This window comes from Dorea phocaeensis (assembly GCF_900240315.1).
GTDB classification, from domain to species: domain Bacteria; phylum Bacillota; class Clostridia; order Lachnospirales; family Lachnospiraceae; genus Dorea_B; species Dorea_B phocaeensis.
The window spans coordinates 117,048-131,651 of sequence record NZ_OEPZ01000001.1; the positions used below are offsets into that span (position 1 = coordinate 117,048).

Consider the following 14,604-nt stretch of genomic DNA (forward strand, 5'->3'; position numbering starts at 1 on the left):
ATATACTATTTGAAGAGAGGAAATCTATGAAAAAAATAGCCATATTAGGATCTACAGGGTCGATAGGTACACAGACTTTGGAGGTTGTAAGAGAAAATGGAGATATTGAAGTTCTTGGACTTGCGGCGGGAAATAATATTGAACTCCTAGAGCAGCAGATTAGAGAATTTCATCCGGTTTTAGCGGCAGTTTGGTCAGAAGAGAAGGCTGCAGAGCTGAGAATAAAAATTGCGGATACAGATACGAAGGTTGTGTCCGGCATGGACGGCTTGATCTTGGTATCCGTTCTTCCGGGCACGGAAATCTTAGTGACGGCGATCGTCGGTATGATTGGGATCCGTCCGACAATAGAAGCGATCAAGGCAGGGAAAGACATTGCGCTGGCCAATAAGGAGACACTGGTAACGGCAGGACATATTATTATGCCTCTGGCGAAAGAAAAGAAGGTGTCTATTCTGCCGGTAGACAGTGAACATAGCGCCATTTTTCAGTCTTTACAGGGAAATGAGCATGGAGCGATTCACAAGATCCTACTGACGGCTTCCGGCGGGCCATTTCGAGGGAAAAGAGAAGAAGATCTTCTGAATATTCGAGTGGAAGATGCATTGAAACATCCAAATTGGTCTATGGGACAGAAGATTACCATTGATTCCTCCACGATGGTCAACAAAGGCTTGGAAGTCATTGAGGCAAAATGGCTGTTTAATGTGGACGTGGATCAGGTGCAGGTAGTAGTGCAGCCACAGAGTATTATCCATTCTATGGTGGAATACGTGGACGGCGCGATTATGGCAGAACTTGGAACACCAGACATGAAACTGCCGATCCAGTATGCATTGTATTATCCAAAACGCCGGTATCTTCCGGGAGAACGTCTTGATTTTTGGAGTTTGGGACATTTGGATTTTGAAAAGCCGGATATGGATACGTTTTATGGTCTGGCGCTTGCCTATGAGGCAGGACGGGCAGGCGGAAGTCTTCCGACTGTTTTCAATGCAGCCAATGAATTGGCGGTCAGTCAGTTTTTAAAACGGGAGATTAAGTATCTGGAGATTATAGAGATTATAGATGATTGTATGCATGCACATAAGAATATTGCGAATCCGACACTGGAGCAGATTCTAGAGACTGAGGCAGCAACGTATGAAAGGATCAACAGCAGGAGGTAGCTTACAACTTGGGTATTATATTAGCAATTTTATTATTTAGTTTCATCGTTTTTTTCCACGAACTGGGACATTTTGCATTGGCAAAGAAGAACGGTATCGATGTGGAAGAGTTTGCAATCGGAATGGGACCCATCCTGTTTTCTAAGGAGTTTAGAGGGACGGTTTATTGTATTAAGCTGTTTCCGATCGGCGGCTCCTGTATGATGGGGGAAGATGAGGAAGCAACGGATTCTCCGAATAATTTTAATAATAAGTCGGTGTGGGCAAGGATGTCTGTGATTGTGGCTGGTCCGGTGTTTAACTTTATCCTGGCATTTTTATTTGCAGTGATTCTGATGTTGATGGTCGGATATGACAAGCCGACGATTGGAGCTGTAGAAGAAGGATTTCCGGCTGCCGAAGCAGGCATGGAAGTGGGAGATACCATTGTCCGGATGGGAGATAAGAAGATCAATGTTTTTAGAGAAGTGGTCTATTATAATCAGTTCCATCAGGGAGAGACAACAGAGATTACCTACCTGCATGACGGGGAAGAGAAAGTTGTAACCTTAGAACCGAAGATGGATGAAGAACTGGGATATAAAAAGTTCGGAATTGGAAGTTCGGGAAATACAAAGGCAAATCTTCTGACAGCTCTTCAGTATGGTGCTTATGAAGTGAAGTTCTGGATCTGTACGACGATGGAAAGTCTGAAGATGCTGGTGACAGGAGAGATAGGGATGGATCAGCTGTCTGGTCCGGTGGGAATTGTAGATGTGGTAGATGATACTTACCAGCAGAGCAAATCCTATGGCCTGTTTGCCGTGATTGCACAGATGCTGAACCTGGCAATACTGTTATCTGCCAATTTGGGTGTGATGAATTTGTTGCCGCTTCCGGCTTTGGACGGAGGAAGATTGGTATTCCTGGTGATTGAGGCAATTCGAGGAAAAAGGATTCCGCCGGAGAAGGAAGGGTATGTTCATCTCGTTGGAATTGTGCTTCTGATGTTTTTGATGGTATTTGTGCTGTACAATGATATTCGAAGAGTATTTTTTTAATAAGAGAATCAAAGAATAGAAAATCCCGGCAGTCCGCAACCGATAAGGTTTGGACTGCCGGGATTTTCTAGGTTAGTTCCGCGATTCGTGAGACGCCCACGTAGATTTCTGAAATTTTGTACCAGGTTCGGTAGTCGGTAATCCCGGTTGCAGGAAGACCAAATACGGATTGAAATTTTTTGACGGAAGCAGTGGTTGCAGGTCCATAGATCCCGTCGGCTGTGAGTTTGGGAATGGCGGGATAGGCGCCGGCGATTACATTTAACTGTTCCTGTAGCTGCCGGACTTTGTTACCGGTACTTCCGTTTTCCAGGTTATAGCCGGGCCAGGAAGAAGGAATTCCGGAAATGGATTCTGCGGTATTGATGTATAAGTCGTCACCGTAATAATAGCGCAGGATCTGAATGGGGGAGTAGCCTTGATCGCCCAGCGACTTGCTGCCCCATTGTGTCATCCAGTTGGGACACTGCACTTGGCGCCCGTCACAATATTGAGTCAGGATTGGCTGGCGCACATTGGGACGGGAAAGAAAGTCGGCAAAGAGTTCGTCTACAATGACGGAGATCGTATTATAGATGTTTCGCTCCGGAATCCATTTGTGATCGAATGCGGTAGAAGAAGTGATGGTAAAGTCATATCCCTTATTCCGGTACCATTCTGTATACACTCTGTTGAGCGTAAATGACATGATGGCGAGAACGTTTGCGCGTATGGTATCTTCAGGCCAGGTAGCATAGATTTCGCTGGAAGCCACGTTTTTGATATAGTCCTTATATTTTACATAATAGTTGCGGGCGGTGGTGTCTCGTGGACTTCCGTCATGGACAACGATGTATTCCGGTACCACCACCCGGCTTAGAACGATTTCGCCCGTTTCACTTACCGGTTTGATCTCTTCTTCCGGGATTTTTGGAGGATAGACGCCGTACAGCGTGTGGGCGGGGATAACAAAGACTTCTTCAGAGGACTGTCCGGAGTCAGAGGGGCGAAGTGATAGGTTCTGAACGGCGGTGACTGTAGGCAGAAGTTCAGCGCCTGCAATGCTGACTGGTTCATAGCCGGGAGCGTCGATCTGAAGGGTGTATTCCGAGTAAGGTTGGCTTTCAATGGCTGGATTAAGGCTGTATTCCAGTGGAGGAGTTTCTAACTCTATGGTTTCTGTCTGTCCGGAGGAATCGGTGCGCAGTTCCTCCAGCTGACTGTCCGGTACTCCAGTATAGGAGATTCGAACTACCGCATCCGAAATAGGCAGTGCCGTGACCTCGGAGGTGACTTGGATTTGGAGACGTCCCTTATCCGGCATATCGGTGGTGTTGTGTTCACTCATAAATGGTTTACCTCATAAGAGTTCTATTACAACTATGATATGCAGGCAGGCTTTTATCGTTTCGTAAATTTTAGAAACAGCGTTTGTATTTTTTTAGAGAGTTTATGTATAATATAGGAAAAGTATCGGCATCGCAGTGGATGGGAGGAGATGGAAAATGCTTTGGAACATGATCTTTCTTTTTGGTCTGTTTCTAGCGGCAGTGTCAGACTGGAACAGGAAGCGGATTCCGGATCAAATGATTCTCTTAATCGTCGTAGCTGGTATCGGGCGCCTGATTACAGGAACGGGGAGAGTTACAGAATCCATATTGGGAGCGATCCTTGGCGGCGGGATTCTGGCGTTGATTCTTTTGGCACGTCCGGGAACGTTTGGCGGCGGAGATGTAAAGCTTTTGATAGCAGGAGGCTTTTTCCTTGGGTGGCGAAGCGTTCTGGTGGCATTTTGCCTGGGAGTTTTGCTGGCAGGAGGAGAATGTGTGATTCGGATTCTTAAGAGAGGGAAGAAGGCTCTTTCTGAGAAATTGGCATTTGGTCCCTGGCTTTGCCTGGGGCTTGGAATGGTATTTTTTTGCGGAGATTGGATCTGGCAATGGTTTTGGAAAAGATAAGAAAAAGGAACCGAAGGTGGTTTTGTGTTTGCGCAAACTGTCTTCGGTTCCTTTTTTTGAAATTTGTAATACTTCTGTAACAAATGTAATAAAAATGAAATTTTTGAATATACTTTATTAAGAGAATATTCATGTGTTGCAAAATTTCAGGAGGTTGTTGTTGATGACAAAAAGGAATATACTGGCAGCTTTGCTGGTGGCTGGTGTACTGTCAGTTATGGGAGATTCAAAACATACAAGTTATGCAAAAGAGGAAATGAAGGTAGAACTTCATGCATTGGAGACGTTGCCTAAGAATTTGACAGGTCAAATTTCTAGGGTGTGTCAGAGCCAGTATCAGGCGAAACGTGAGGAAGTACTGGAGCAGATTCGATTTCGGGAAGAAGAGGCAAAGAAGGCAGCGGAGGAAGCTGCCAGACAGGAGAGGATCTCGCTTGAGAAACTAATGGCATCAATCATCTTCTGTGAAGCTGGAAATCAGTCCCATGAAGGGCAGGTTGCGGTAGGTGCCGTGATTATGAATCGGGTCAGGGACGGTGCGTTTCCGGATACCGTGGAGGAAGTAGTTTATCAAAGCGGACAATTCGGTCCGGTGGCGACTGGATGGCTGGATAAAGTAAGAAGTACGGACGGGTATACAGAGGCAGCCATGCAGGCGGCAAGGGATGTCCTCGCCGGAGCAAATCCCATCGGCAATTGTCTCTATTTTGATCAGGGAGGTTATGGAATGCAGATCGGAGCCCATTATTTTCACTAAGAGAAAAAAGTTAGACATTTTTTTGAAAAACGGCTATAATCAATAGCAAATAATGAAATCTGGCTAAAATGGTAGAGAGTAAAAAAGCAGGCTGGATAACTGGAGTGAGAAGGATGTATAAGATACTGATTGTAGAAGATGATATGGTGATTGCAAAAGGGCTTGCGTCTCATTTACAGCAGTGGGGGTATGACGCAGTATATGTGGAAGATTTTAAAAATGTTAAGGACAAGTTTTTGGAGTGTGATCCTCAGCTTGTCCTTTTGGATGTGATACTTCCTTATTTCAATGGGTTTCATTGGTGTCAAGAGATCCGAAAGGTATCCAAAGTACCGATTATCTTCTTGTCTTCAGCCAACGATAATATGAATATTGTAATGGCGATGAATATGGGCGGCGATGAATTTATCGAGAAGCCTTTTGATCTTAATGTGGTGACTGCCAAAGTTCAGGCGATTTTAAGAAGAGCTTATTCCTTTCATGGCACTGTCGGGATTATGGAGCATAAAGGGCTGCTGTTGAATCTGAATGATGCAGTCGTTGCTTATGAGGAAGAAAGGCAGGAACTTAGCAAGAATGAGTTCAAGATCCTGCAGATACTTTTGGAAAATGCAGGAAAGATTATTTCCAGGGATCAGATCATTGCGAGGCTTTGGGAGAGTGATGAATTTATTGATGATAATACCTTGACGGTAAATGTGGGAAGGCTTCGTAAGAAGCTGGAACAGATCGGAGCAGATGGCTTCATTAAGACGAAAAAAGGAATTGGTTATATGCTGGATTAGAAGGTGGGAGACGAAATGATGAGGACAGGGATCAGATATCTAAAAGAACGCATGAAAATCATAGTGTTGTATCTGGTGTTTTCCGGAATTTTTTTGGTGGTGTTTGCACTGTATGATATCCGGCTTGATGCGGTCGGATATGCATTCTTGCTGGCTCTGGTTTTGATGTTGGGCTTTGGTGGGAGTGATTTTTGCCGTTATTATAAGAGGGCGCGTCAGCTGGAAGAAGCAAAAGAGCGGATTTTGGTAAATCCAGCATGTCTTCCAGAGGCAGATGGGCGGATTGAAGAATTGTATCAGCAGATTGTGACAAGGTTAGAAGAAGAGATGACAGAATTGGAATCTTCTATCCGTATTTCCAGACAGGAGATGAAAGACTATTACGGGATGTGGGTACATCAGATTAAAACGCCGATTTCTGCGCTTCACGTACTGTTGCAGTCAGAGCCGGAGACGGCAGAAAGCGGATTAAAGATTCGTGCGATGCGGCAGGAATTGTTTAAGATCGAGCAGTATGTGGAAATGGTATTAACCTATCTTCGGATGGAGGAGATGGGAGCAGATTTGGTGTTTAAACAATATTCGCTGGATGAGATTGTAAAGCAGGCGGTTCGGAAATATTCTCAGATGTTTATCTTAAAGAAAATCCGGCTGGATTATGAGCTGCTGAACACAGAGGTGATTACGGATGAAAAATGGCTTTTGTTTGTGATCGAACAAATCTTATCCAATGCCTTAAAGTATACGAAGAAAGGAAGTATCCATATCTATATGGAAGGAGGAAATCTCGTAATTGAAGATACGGGAATCGGAATTTGGCCGGAGGATTTGCCACGGGTATTTGAGAAAGGATTTACCGGATACAATGGAAGAACAGATAAAAAATCGACTGGAATTGGCCTTTATCTTTGTAAATCGGTACTAACCAAGATGAATCATCAGATCCGACTGGAATCAGAGGTGGATCGAGGTACAAAGGTATATCTGGGCTTGGAGCGAAAAAAGATCCGCATGGAGTAATGTGACAAAACTGTTAGGTTTCAGAGGGAAAATGTAATCCAAATCAATGGCATGACATTTTCTCTTTTTCTATAATAAGATTTGTAAAGAAGAAACCTAACGAGACAACACAAGAACCTAAACAGAAAGGCGGTTAAAAACATGGCATTGTTAGAAGTAAAGAATGTAAAGAAAATATACACCACACGGTTCGGGGGAAATCAGGTTGAGGCACTTCGGAATGTGAATTTTTCAGTAGAACCGAGAGAATATGTGGCAATTATGGGTGAATCCGGTTCTGGAAAGACGACGCTTCTTAATATTTTGGCGGCGCTTGATAAACCGACAGGAGGAAAGGTGTATCTAAAAGGGAGAGACTTAAGTACAGTCAAAGAAAAGGAGATTGCGGCGTTCAGGCGTCAGAACTTGGGATTTGTGTTCCAGGACTTCAATCTTTTGGATACATTTTCTTTGAGGGATAATATTTTCCTTCCGCTGGTATTATCCGGCAGAAAGCATGAGGAAATGGAGCGGCGGCTTGCGCCCATTGCGCAGCGTCTGGGAATTGCAGACCTTTTGAACAAGTATCCTTATGAGGTGTCAGGCGGTCAGAAACAGCGCACGGCGGTGGCAAGGGCATTGATTACCAGACCTCAGCTGATTTTGGCGGACGAACCCACGGGAGCGCTGGATTCCAAAGCCGCGGACGGATTGTTGAATCTCTTCAATGCCATTAACCAGGATGGCCAGACGATTCTGATGGTAACGCATAGCGTAAAGGCGGCAAGCACAGCGAAACGGGTACTGTTTATTAAGGATGGAGAGGTATTCCACCAGCTGTACAGAGGAAATCTGACAAATGAGCAGATGTATCAGAAGATTTCGGATACGTTGACGGTGCTTCAGGCGGGAGGTGAGGAACTTGAATAGTTCTGTTTATTCTAAGCTTGCATGGACGAACCTGAAAAACAATCGGAAAACATATATTCCCTATATTTTGACGGCGATTCTGACGGTGATGATGTTTTATATTATGGATGCTTTATTCCACAGCAAAGATATTGGAAGCGAGAATTTGAAACTGATGCTCCAGTACTCAGTAGGAGTCATTATGATTTTTGCTGTGCTTCTTCTGTTTTATACGAATAGTTTTCTGGTGAAACGAAGGAAGAAGGAAATCGGTGTTTATAACATTTTGGGAATGGGAAAACGCCATATTGCCAGAATGATGATCGTGGAAACTTTGATTACTGCAGTGGTAAGTATAGGAATCGGGCTTTTGGCGGGAATTGTATTTGGAAAGCTGATGTATCTGCTGCTTCTTAAAATTCTTCATTATGACATAGGAATGCATTTTGCAGTGTCAGGAACGGCAGTAGGTCAGACGGCGCTGTTGTTTATGGGGATTTTTCTTTTGACTTTATTCTATAATATGATGCAGATTCGACTTTCCAATCCGATCGAATTACTGCACGGCGGAAATAAAGGGGAGAAGGAACCAAGGACAAAATGGCTGTTGACGGTGATCGGTGTTCTTGCACTTGCGGCGGGATATGGTATTGCACTGACGGTAGAAAAACCGATGGAAGCAATTTTTGACTTCTTTGTGGCGGTTGTCTGTGTCATTATTGGAACCTATGCGCTTTTTATTGCGGGGAGCATTGCAGTGTTGAAGCTCCTGAAGAAAAATAAGCGATATTATTATAAAACCACTCATTTTACTGCGGTATCTGGAATGATTTACCGGATGAAGCAAAATGCAGCGGGACTTGCGAATATCTGTATTTTAAGTACCATGGTGCTGGTAATGGTATCTACTACGATGTCTCTCTACGCCGGAATGGAAGATATTTTGAAATATCGATTCCCAATGGAATTCAGCGCTAAAGTGGCGTCTGATTCCAAGGAGACAGATCAGGCGGCAGAGAGAGCGATTAGAGAAGAGCTAGAAAAAGCAGGTGTAAAGGAGAAATCGTGGATCGGATGCCATGGAGCGTGGCTGGCGGGCATCAAGGTAAAAGATGGATTTATGCTGACGGAAATAGACGATTACTCTGTATCAGATGTCTGCGCTCTGTCGATGATTAAGCTGGAAGATTACAATAAGCTGGAGGGCAAACAAGAGACCCTTGCGCCAGATGAGGCTCTTATCTATGCTCCTTACGGTACTTATGGGAAGGATAGGGTAAAACTGGGAAATCAGAATTATAAGGTGAAAAAAGAGCTTTCTTCCATGAAACTGGAGAAAAAGAATAAGTCCAGTACCGTAGATGGATACTATCTTGTCCTCCCAGATGAAGGGCACGTACAGCAGGCGCTGGAAGAATATAATGCAGGAAGCGCAGCATCTGCAAGTTATGCTTATAAGATTTCCTTTGATATGACGGGAACGGATAAAGAGAAGAAAGAAGCGGCTGAAGCGGTAGAGACAAGGCTGGCGGAGGAATTTTCCTATAGTTACTGTGAGAGCAGGGTGTTAAGTGAAGAAAATTTTTATGAACTGTATGGAAGTCTTCTTTTTATGGGAATTTATTTAGGCGCCATGTTCCTGATGGCAACCGTATTGATTATTTATTACAAGCAGATCTCGGAAGGATATGACGATCGGGAGAGGTATCAGATTATGCAGAAGGTTGGTATGAGCCGGGCGGAAGTGAAGCGTTCGATCAGAAGCCAGGTGCTGATGGTATTTTTCCTCCCTCTTGTGACGGCAGTGATCCATAATGTTGTGGCATTTCGGATAGTGAAAATGCTGCTGCAGACACTGAATCTGGTCAACGTGCCACTGTATCTGGGATGCACGGCTTTGACGATTTGTATCTTTGCCTTATTCTATGCGGTAGTATATGCTGTGACGGCAAGAGAGTACTATAAGATTGTCAATGAATAAAAGGGAATTGACACATTCTTTTTCAGGCTGTATTGTTATTGATAGGTACGTTAGAACGTAACAGGCAAGGAGGAAATGCAGGATGACAAAAGCAGGAGAAAGAGAAGTGGTAACAGTAGAGCGTGTGAACGGCGGCGCCGGATTCATTATGAAGGAAGTGCTGATTGGAGCAGAGGAGTTGGGCGAACACTGCAAGATGTTCAGCAAAGTGACGCTGCCTCCGCATTGTGAACTGGGATACCACGAGCACCACGGTGAGACGGAGACCTATTATATACTAACCGGAACGGGAATGTATGATGACAATGGGAAGGCTGTTTCGGCAGAAGCAGGAGATGTGTTCTTCTGTAAGGATGGCGATGGACATGGTCTTAAGAATACGGGAGAAGAAGATTTGTCCTTTGTAGCATTGATTTTGAAGAAATAATTTAATTGGGGACGGAGGTTTTTTCAAAAAACCTCCGTCCCCAATTAAATTTCACCCTGTCCCTTTTTATTCCAGTACTTTCCACAGGCATTCAAGAAGGCGGTCATTATCTTCTGGTTTCATAATGCAGAAGCGGATAAATTCTCCGTTCAGCGACTGGAACGATGAGCAGTCTCGAATCATCAACCCTTCTTTAAGCGCAGCTTCAAATACGTCCAGAGAGCGGACATCTTCTTTTAGAATTTGAATTAAAATAAAGTTTGCATAAGGCGGATATACCTTTATGGAAGGAAACGAAGTCAATCGTTGATACAGGCGTGTACGTTCACTGTCGATGAGATTCCATGTCTGCTGAATATAATCCTCATCTTTTAGCATCTCTTCACCGACGAATGCGCCGACGCTGTTTAGACTCCAGGGATCCTGATGCGTCAGAAGCTGTTCGCGAAGAGTCTGGTTTCCGGTAATCCCATATCCAAAGCGAAGACCGGGCGCAGCAAAGAATTTAGAGACTCCGCGGATTACCATCAGGTTCTGATACTGTTTGGTGAATGGAATTGCTGTGATCTCTGAAATAGACGGGGCAAATTCAGCATAGGTTTCATCCACCATCACGAAGATGCTATTTTGGCTGCAGTGCGCAAGGATCCGTTCCATATCCGATTTTAGGATTGCAGAAGAGGTCGGATTATTAGGGTTACAGAGAATCAAAAGATCATAGGCATCCGTCAGATGCAAAAGCAGATCGTCTGTATCTAATGCAAAATTATGTTCTTCTTTTAAATGATATTCCGTAAGAGTTCCACCGGTCAGAGAGATCTCCCTCGCATATTCAGAATAGGTAGGACCAAGGACCAGTGCGCGCTTGGCGCAGATTTGGCTGATCAAGAGAGACAGAAGCTCCGTAGAGCCATTTCCTACGATAATATGTTCCGGGGAGGTGTGGCAGTAAGCGCCAATGGTTTCCCGAAGTGTTTGATATTCCCGATCCGGGTAGCGGCTAAGGATATCCAGATGCTGAATCAGTTTATCTTTTGCCTTTTCAGACACACCCAGGGGATTTACATTTGCGCTAAAGCAGACGATTTGCTCCTGCGGAATATGATAATATGCGGCAACTTTTTCTAAGTCACTTCCATGAAATTCCATTTTTTTCTCCATATGTATGCTCCTTGTCTGTTGATTTGTCATGATTTGTAAGATTTTATATATCCGGCATTGCCATTACAGTTCAATCAATGCTATAATCTATTATAGTATGTTTTTATATAAAAATGCAACGAAAGAAGCAGGTGTGAAGCTTGAAAAATAAAATCCAGAAATTTTCTAAAGGGGACTTTCAGTCACTTCGTCCGGACGTAATCTTTGATGAGACCAATCTGGTTCTGATTATTGGAGAAGGGGAAGTATACAGGGGAAGTTTTACCTTAAAGACGAACAGTGATCAGATGATACGGGGGCTGGTGTACCCGTCTTCTTCTCGTGTTCATTTTAAAGATCAGGGATTTGAAGGAAATCCCGCGAAAGTAGAATTTACGTATGACGGGCGGGGGCTTCGTCCAGGACATGTAGAGGAAGGAACGTTCACGGTTGTCTGTAACGGCGGTGAATATGAATTATCATTTACGGCGATTATTGAAAAGCCGTATGTAATGACGAGTTATGGTAAGGTGCAGAGTACCGATGATTTCCGCAAACTGGCGATCAAAGATTACTCGGAGGCTGGAAGGCTCTTCCGGTCCCGGGAATTTTATGAGATTTTAAAGTATGAAAATGAGCGTACCTTTTACTTATATGACAATATGCGCAAATGGTCTCTCGGAGAACAGGCGATGGAAGAGTTCTTAGTGGGAATTAAGCAGAAGGAGTGTATTTTCCTGACCTTACAGGGAGAGGGAATGTTGTTTGAAGACATTACCGAGCCCACCAAAGGAACGCTGGCTATTATGAAGAATACCTGGGGGTATATGCCGATCCGGATTGAGGCAGAAGGCGCATTTATTAAGGTGTCAAGACCGGAGATCAGCACGGATGATTTTGTGGGAAATGTTTATGAGATTGAATATGTTGTGCGACCGGAATATTTGCATGCCGGACGCAATTATGGTGTACTTCGCTTTGTGACGCCATACGAAATCCTTTCTTATGAAATTGAGGTTCTGCAGAACCAGGAGTATGATGAGAATCGCCGGGTGCCGGAACTTTTGATGGCACAGATTATCAAGGAATACGTCGGCTGTATGGCGGGAAGAATTGAATTGAATCGCTGGGTGGACAGTGCCACTGAGAAAATGGCTGCGCTTCGCAAACTGAATCCGCAAAGTGAGATGTATCAGCTTCGCCAGGCGCACATTTACCTGATTGGAAACCGGATTGAAGAGGCGAAATGGATTCTTGAGAATTATAACTACAATCGGTTTGCGATTGGAAAGGATCCCATTACAAACTGTTATTATCTGTTCTTGACGGCTATGATCCGCGGAAAAGGAAGTCATGTGGATCGAGTCCTGGATGAGATTGGGAAAACTTATATGCGCCATCAGGATTCCTGGGAACTTTTGAATATGATTCTGACGCTGGACACTCGCTATAAGAGTCCGTATAAGCGGCTGGAAGTATTGGAACAGCAGTATGAGTACGGTACGCACGAAGTTCTGTTTTATCTGCAGGCGTATCTGTGCTATAAGGAAAAACCGACACTTCTTAAGAAGCTGGGAGATTTTGAACTGCAGATTTTAAATTTTGCGGCAAAATACCGTCTGATGACGAAAGAACTGGCGCTTTATGTGTCCAATTTTGCCAGCCAGCAGAAGAACTACAGTGATGCTCTGTTTCGAATTCTGGAACGGATTTATAAAATGTACAGTGAGCCGATGATTTTAAATACGATCTGCACGCTTCTGATCAAAGGCAATAAGAATCAGAAACGCTACTATCCATGGTATCAGAAGGCGGTAGATGCGGAACTTAAGATTGCGCAGCTTTACGAATATTATATGATTACCTTGGATGAGGAAGGGGCGCATGGACCGCTTCCAAAGTCTATTTTCCTGTATTTTATGCATGGGAACACATTGAATTATAAGAAGGCGGCATTTCTGTACGCGAATCTGGTTACTTATGAGGAACAGGCGGGAGATCTGTATTTGAGTTACCGGGAGCAGATGGTAGCATTTACCTGGGAACAGCTGATGAAACGGCATATTACGGAGTCTCTTCGGATTCTTTACAAACGATTCTGCACGGAAGAAGATATGACACCGGAGCGAATGGAGGCAATGCGTGATGTCTGCTTTGCTTATAAGGTGACAACGAAAGTTCCGAATATGAATTGTGTGCTGGTCATTGAGAAAGATGGTGTCATTCGACAAAGAGTTCCTTATGATGAGGATGGAGGTGCGATCATCTTTCTGTATGACAAGGAGTCGCGAATTGTGTGGGAATCGCTGGAAGGACGCCATTACACCGACTCGATTGTTTATGAGACGAAGCGATTGTTCTATGAGCCGCGGTTTGTGGAAATGTGCAGAAAGTATGCGGTAAGTTCCGGAGTCTGGGAACAAGAAGACGAGCGTGAGAAGCCGACGTTTGACAATTTGAAAGTCAATGGAATCGATGCCTATGATGAGCGGGAAGTATTCCGTCTGTGCAGCCGTCGGATTCGCGAAGATAATTATGAGGAGGATGAATTCTTAAGTTATCTGTGTTTCAAATTGTTCCAAAAAGAACAGTATGATAAGGTAACACTGATGTATCTGGCCAGCTACTACTGCGGGGCAACGCGGGACATGAAGAAGCTGTGGAAGGTACTTCAGGAGTATGAGATTCCTTCTTATAAAATTGGAGAACGGATTATTACGCAGATGCTGTTTTCAGAGAATCTGTTTCAGGAAGAATCTGTTTTCGAAGATTATTATCTGTCGGATAGCGTATATTTCCGGTTGAAACAGGCATATTTGGGATACGTGTCCAGGGAATATGTCGTAGGCGATCGAATGCTAAAGCCGGTTGTGTTCGAGATCATTGCAAGAGAGTGTGCGCAGAAGGAAGACTTGCCGGATATCTGTAAAGCAGCGCTTCTTAAATATTATGCAGGAAAGCAGTATCCGGAAGAATTGGATGAAATTCTGCATTGCGTGCTGCGGGAAATGTGTGAAAAGCAGCTGGTATTTCCGTTTTATCTTGCATATCAGGAAGAGTGGTTACGGGAAGTGCAGCTTTATGATAAGACGATGATTTTCTATCATGCAAAACCAGGAAGCCGCGTGAAGCTGTATTATAAGATGCGGCAAGAGAATCGGGAAGAATTGGGATATCGGGAAGAAAGTATGATGCCAATGTATGAAAATCTGTATGTCAAACAGTTTGTGCTGTTTGCGGATGAGATAGTCAGCTACTACTTCCAGGAGAAGAGTGATACAGAGATGACAGTAACAGAGAAAGAGACTATTTCCGGGGATGGAGACACAGCAAAAGCCGGAAGATATGGCAAGTTAAACAGCATGACACAGATGCGCCCGGCGACACGCAGACAGGCAATGATGACGTATGAAGAGGAACAGCGTCTTGCAGATCAGCTGTTTCAGATGTATTAGGAGGC

12 protein-coding genes are annotated in these 14,604 nt (G+C 44.2%); 10 read left to right on the plus strand and 2 right to left on the minus strand.

Annotated elements, in window-relative coordinates; all coding sequences use genetic code 11:
- The first annotated feature begins 26 nt into the window (after positions 1-26).
- Entirely contained in the window at positions 27-1,169 is a 1,143-nt protein-coding gene (locus tag C0979_RS00515; protein WP_101694124.1) for a 1-deoxy-D-xylulose-5-phosphate reductoisomerase, read from the plus strand.
- 8 nt (positions 1,170-1,177) lie between these two features.
- Positions 1,178-2,209 (plus strand): RIP metalloprotease RseP, encoded by a 1,032-nt coding sequence (gene rseP, locus C0979_RS00520; RefSeq protein ID WP_101694125.1) that lies wholly within the window; start codon positions 1,178-1,180, stop codon positions 2,207-2,209.
- Between the two features lie 67 nt (positions 2,210-2,276).
- Here the strand turns inward: rseP and C0979_RS00525 are convergent, their stop codons facing one another.
- Positions 2,277-3,536, minus strand: coding sequence for a peptidoglycan-binding domain-containing protein (locus tag C0979_RS00525; protein WP_101694126.1), 1,260 nt, complete (start codon positions 3,534-3,536; stop codon positions 2,277-2,279).
- 157 nt (positions 3,537-3,693) lie between these two features.
- Between C0979_RS00525 and C0979_RS00530 the strand changes: the two genes are divergently transcribed.
- The 7 genes from C0979_RS00530 to C0979_RS00560 all read left to right on the plus strand — a co-directional run bounded on the left by C0979_RS00530 (position 3,694) and on the right by C0979_RS00560 (position 10,004).
- Entirely contained in the window at positions 3,694-4,146 is a 453-nt protein-coding gene (locus C0979_RS00530; protein WP_101694127.1) for a prepilin peptidase, read from the plus strand.
- 163 nt (positions 4,147-4,309) lie between these two features.
- Positions 4,310-4,903: a cell wall hydrolase gene (locus C0979_RS00535; protein WP_101694128.1), complete on the plus strand. Its 594-nt coding sequence runs from the start codon at positions 4,310-4,312 to the stop codon at positions 4,901-4,903.
- A 113-nt stretch (positions 4,904-5,016) separates the two neighbouring features.
- Entirely contained in the window at positions 5,017-5,688 is a 672-nt protein-coding gene (locus C0979_RS00540; RefSeq protein WP_101694129.1) for a response regulator transcription factor, read from the plus strand.
- A gap of 15 nt (positions 5,689-5,703) precedes the next feature.
- The gene (locus C0979_RS00545; protein WP_306346026.1) at positions 5,704-6,708 is read left to right on the plus strand and encodes a sensor histidine kinase; all 1,005 of its coding nucleotides are present in this window, start codon (positions 5,704-5,706) and stop codon (positions 6,706-6,708) included.
- 141 nt (positions 6,709-6,849) lie between these two features.
- Positions 6,850-7,617: an ABC transporter ATP-binding protein gene (locus tag C0979_RS00550; protein WP_101694131.1), complete on the plus strand. Its 768-nt coding sequence runs from the start codon at positions 6,850-6,852 to the stop codon at positions 7,615-7,617.
- Positions 7,601-9,577: an ABC transporter permease gene (locus tag C0979_RS00555; RefSeq protein WP_306346027.1), complete on the plus strand. Its 1,977-nt coding sequence runs from the start codon at positions 7,601-7,603 to the stop codon at positions 9,575-9,577. Before C0979_RS00550 ends, C0979_RS00555 begins: the two co-directional genes overlap by 17 nt.
- 82 nt (positions 9,578-9,659) lie before the next feature.
- A complete protein-coding gene (locus C0979_RS00560) occupies positions 9,660-10,004 on the plus strand; it encodes a cupin domain-containing protein (protein WP_101694133.1) in 345 nt (114 codons plus the stop codon).
- Positions 10,005-10,070: 66 nt separating this feature from the next.
- Here C0979_RS00560 and C0979_RS00565 read toward each other — a convergent pair whose 3' ends face one another.
- Positions 10,071-11,165 carry a pyridoxal phosphate-dependent aminotransferase gene (locus C0979_RS00565; RefSeq protein ID WP_101694134.1) on the minus strand — a complete coding sequence of 365 codons (1,095 nt, stop codon included), beginning with the start codon at positions 11,163-11,165 and terminating at the stop codon, positions 10,071-10,073.
- Between the two features lie 140 nt (positions 11,166-11,305).
- Between C0979_RS00565 and C0979_RS00570 the strand changes: the two genes are divergently transcribed.
- Positions 11,306-14,599 carry a DUF5717 family protein gene (locus C0979_RS00570; protein ID WP_101694135.1) on the plus strand — a complete coding sequence of 1,098 codons (3,294 nt, stop codon included), beginning with the start codon at positions 11,306-11,308 and terminating at the stop codon, positions 14,597-14,599.
- Positions 14,600-14,604: the final 5 nt, after the last annotated feature.

Bases quoted from the DNA above. Each gene is read 5' to 3' on its own strand.
- C0979_RS00525 (WP_101694126.1), bottom strand. From the start codon at position 3,536: ATGAGTGAACACAACACCACCGATATGCCGGATAAGGGACGTCTCCAA.
- C0979_RS00545 (WP_306346026.1), top strand. From the start codon at position 5,704: ATGATGAGGACAGGGATCAGATATCTAAAAGAACGCATGAAAATCATA.
- C0979_RS00550 (WP_101694131.1), top strand. From the start codon at position 6,850: ATGGCATTGTTAGAAGTAAAGAATGTAAAGAAAATATACACCACACGG.
- C0979_RS00565 (WP_101694134.1), bottom strand. From the start codon at position 11,165: ATGGAGAAAAAAATGGAATTTCATGGAAGTGACTTAGAAAAAGTTGCC.
- C0979_RS00560 (WP_101694133.1), top strand. From the start codon at position 9,660: ATGACAAAAGCAGGAGAAAGAGAAGTGGTAACAGTAGAGCGTGTGAAC.
- C0979_RS00515 (WP_101694124.1), top strand. From the start codon at position 27: ATGAAAAAAATAGCCATATTAGGATCTACAGGGTCGATAGGTACACAG.
- C0979_RS00540 (WP_101694129.1), top strand. From the start codon at position 5,017: ATGTATAAGATACTGATTGTAGAAGATGATATGGTGATTGCAAAAGGG.
- C0979_RS00535 (WP_101694128.1), top strand. From the start codon at position 4,310: ATGACAAAAAGGAATATACTGGCAGCTTTGCTGGTGGCTGGTGTACTG.
- C0979_RS00530 (WP_101694127.1), top strand. From the start codon at position 3,694: ATGCTTTGGAACATGATCTTTCTTTTTGGTCTGTTTCTAGCGGCAGTG.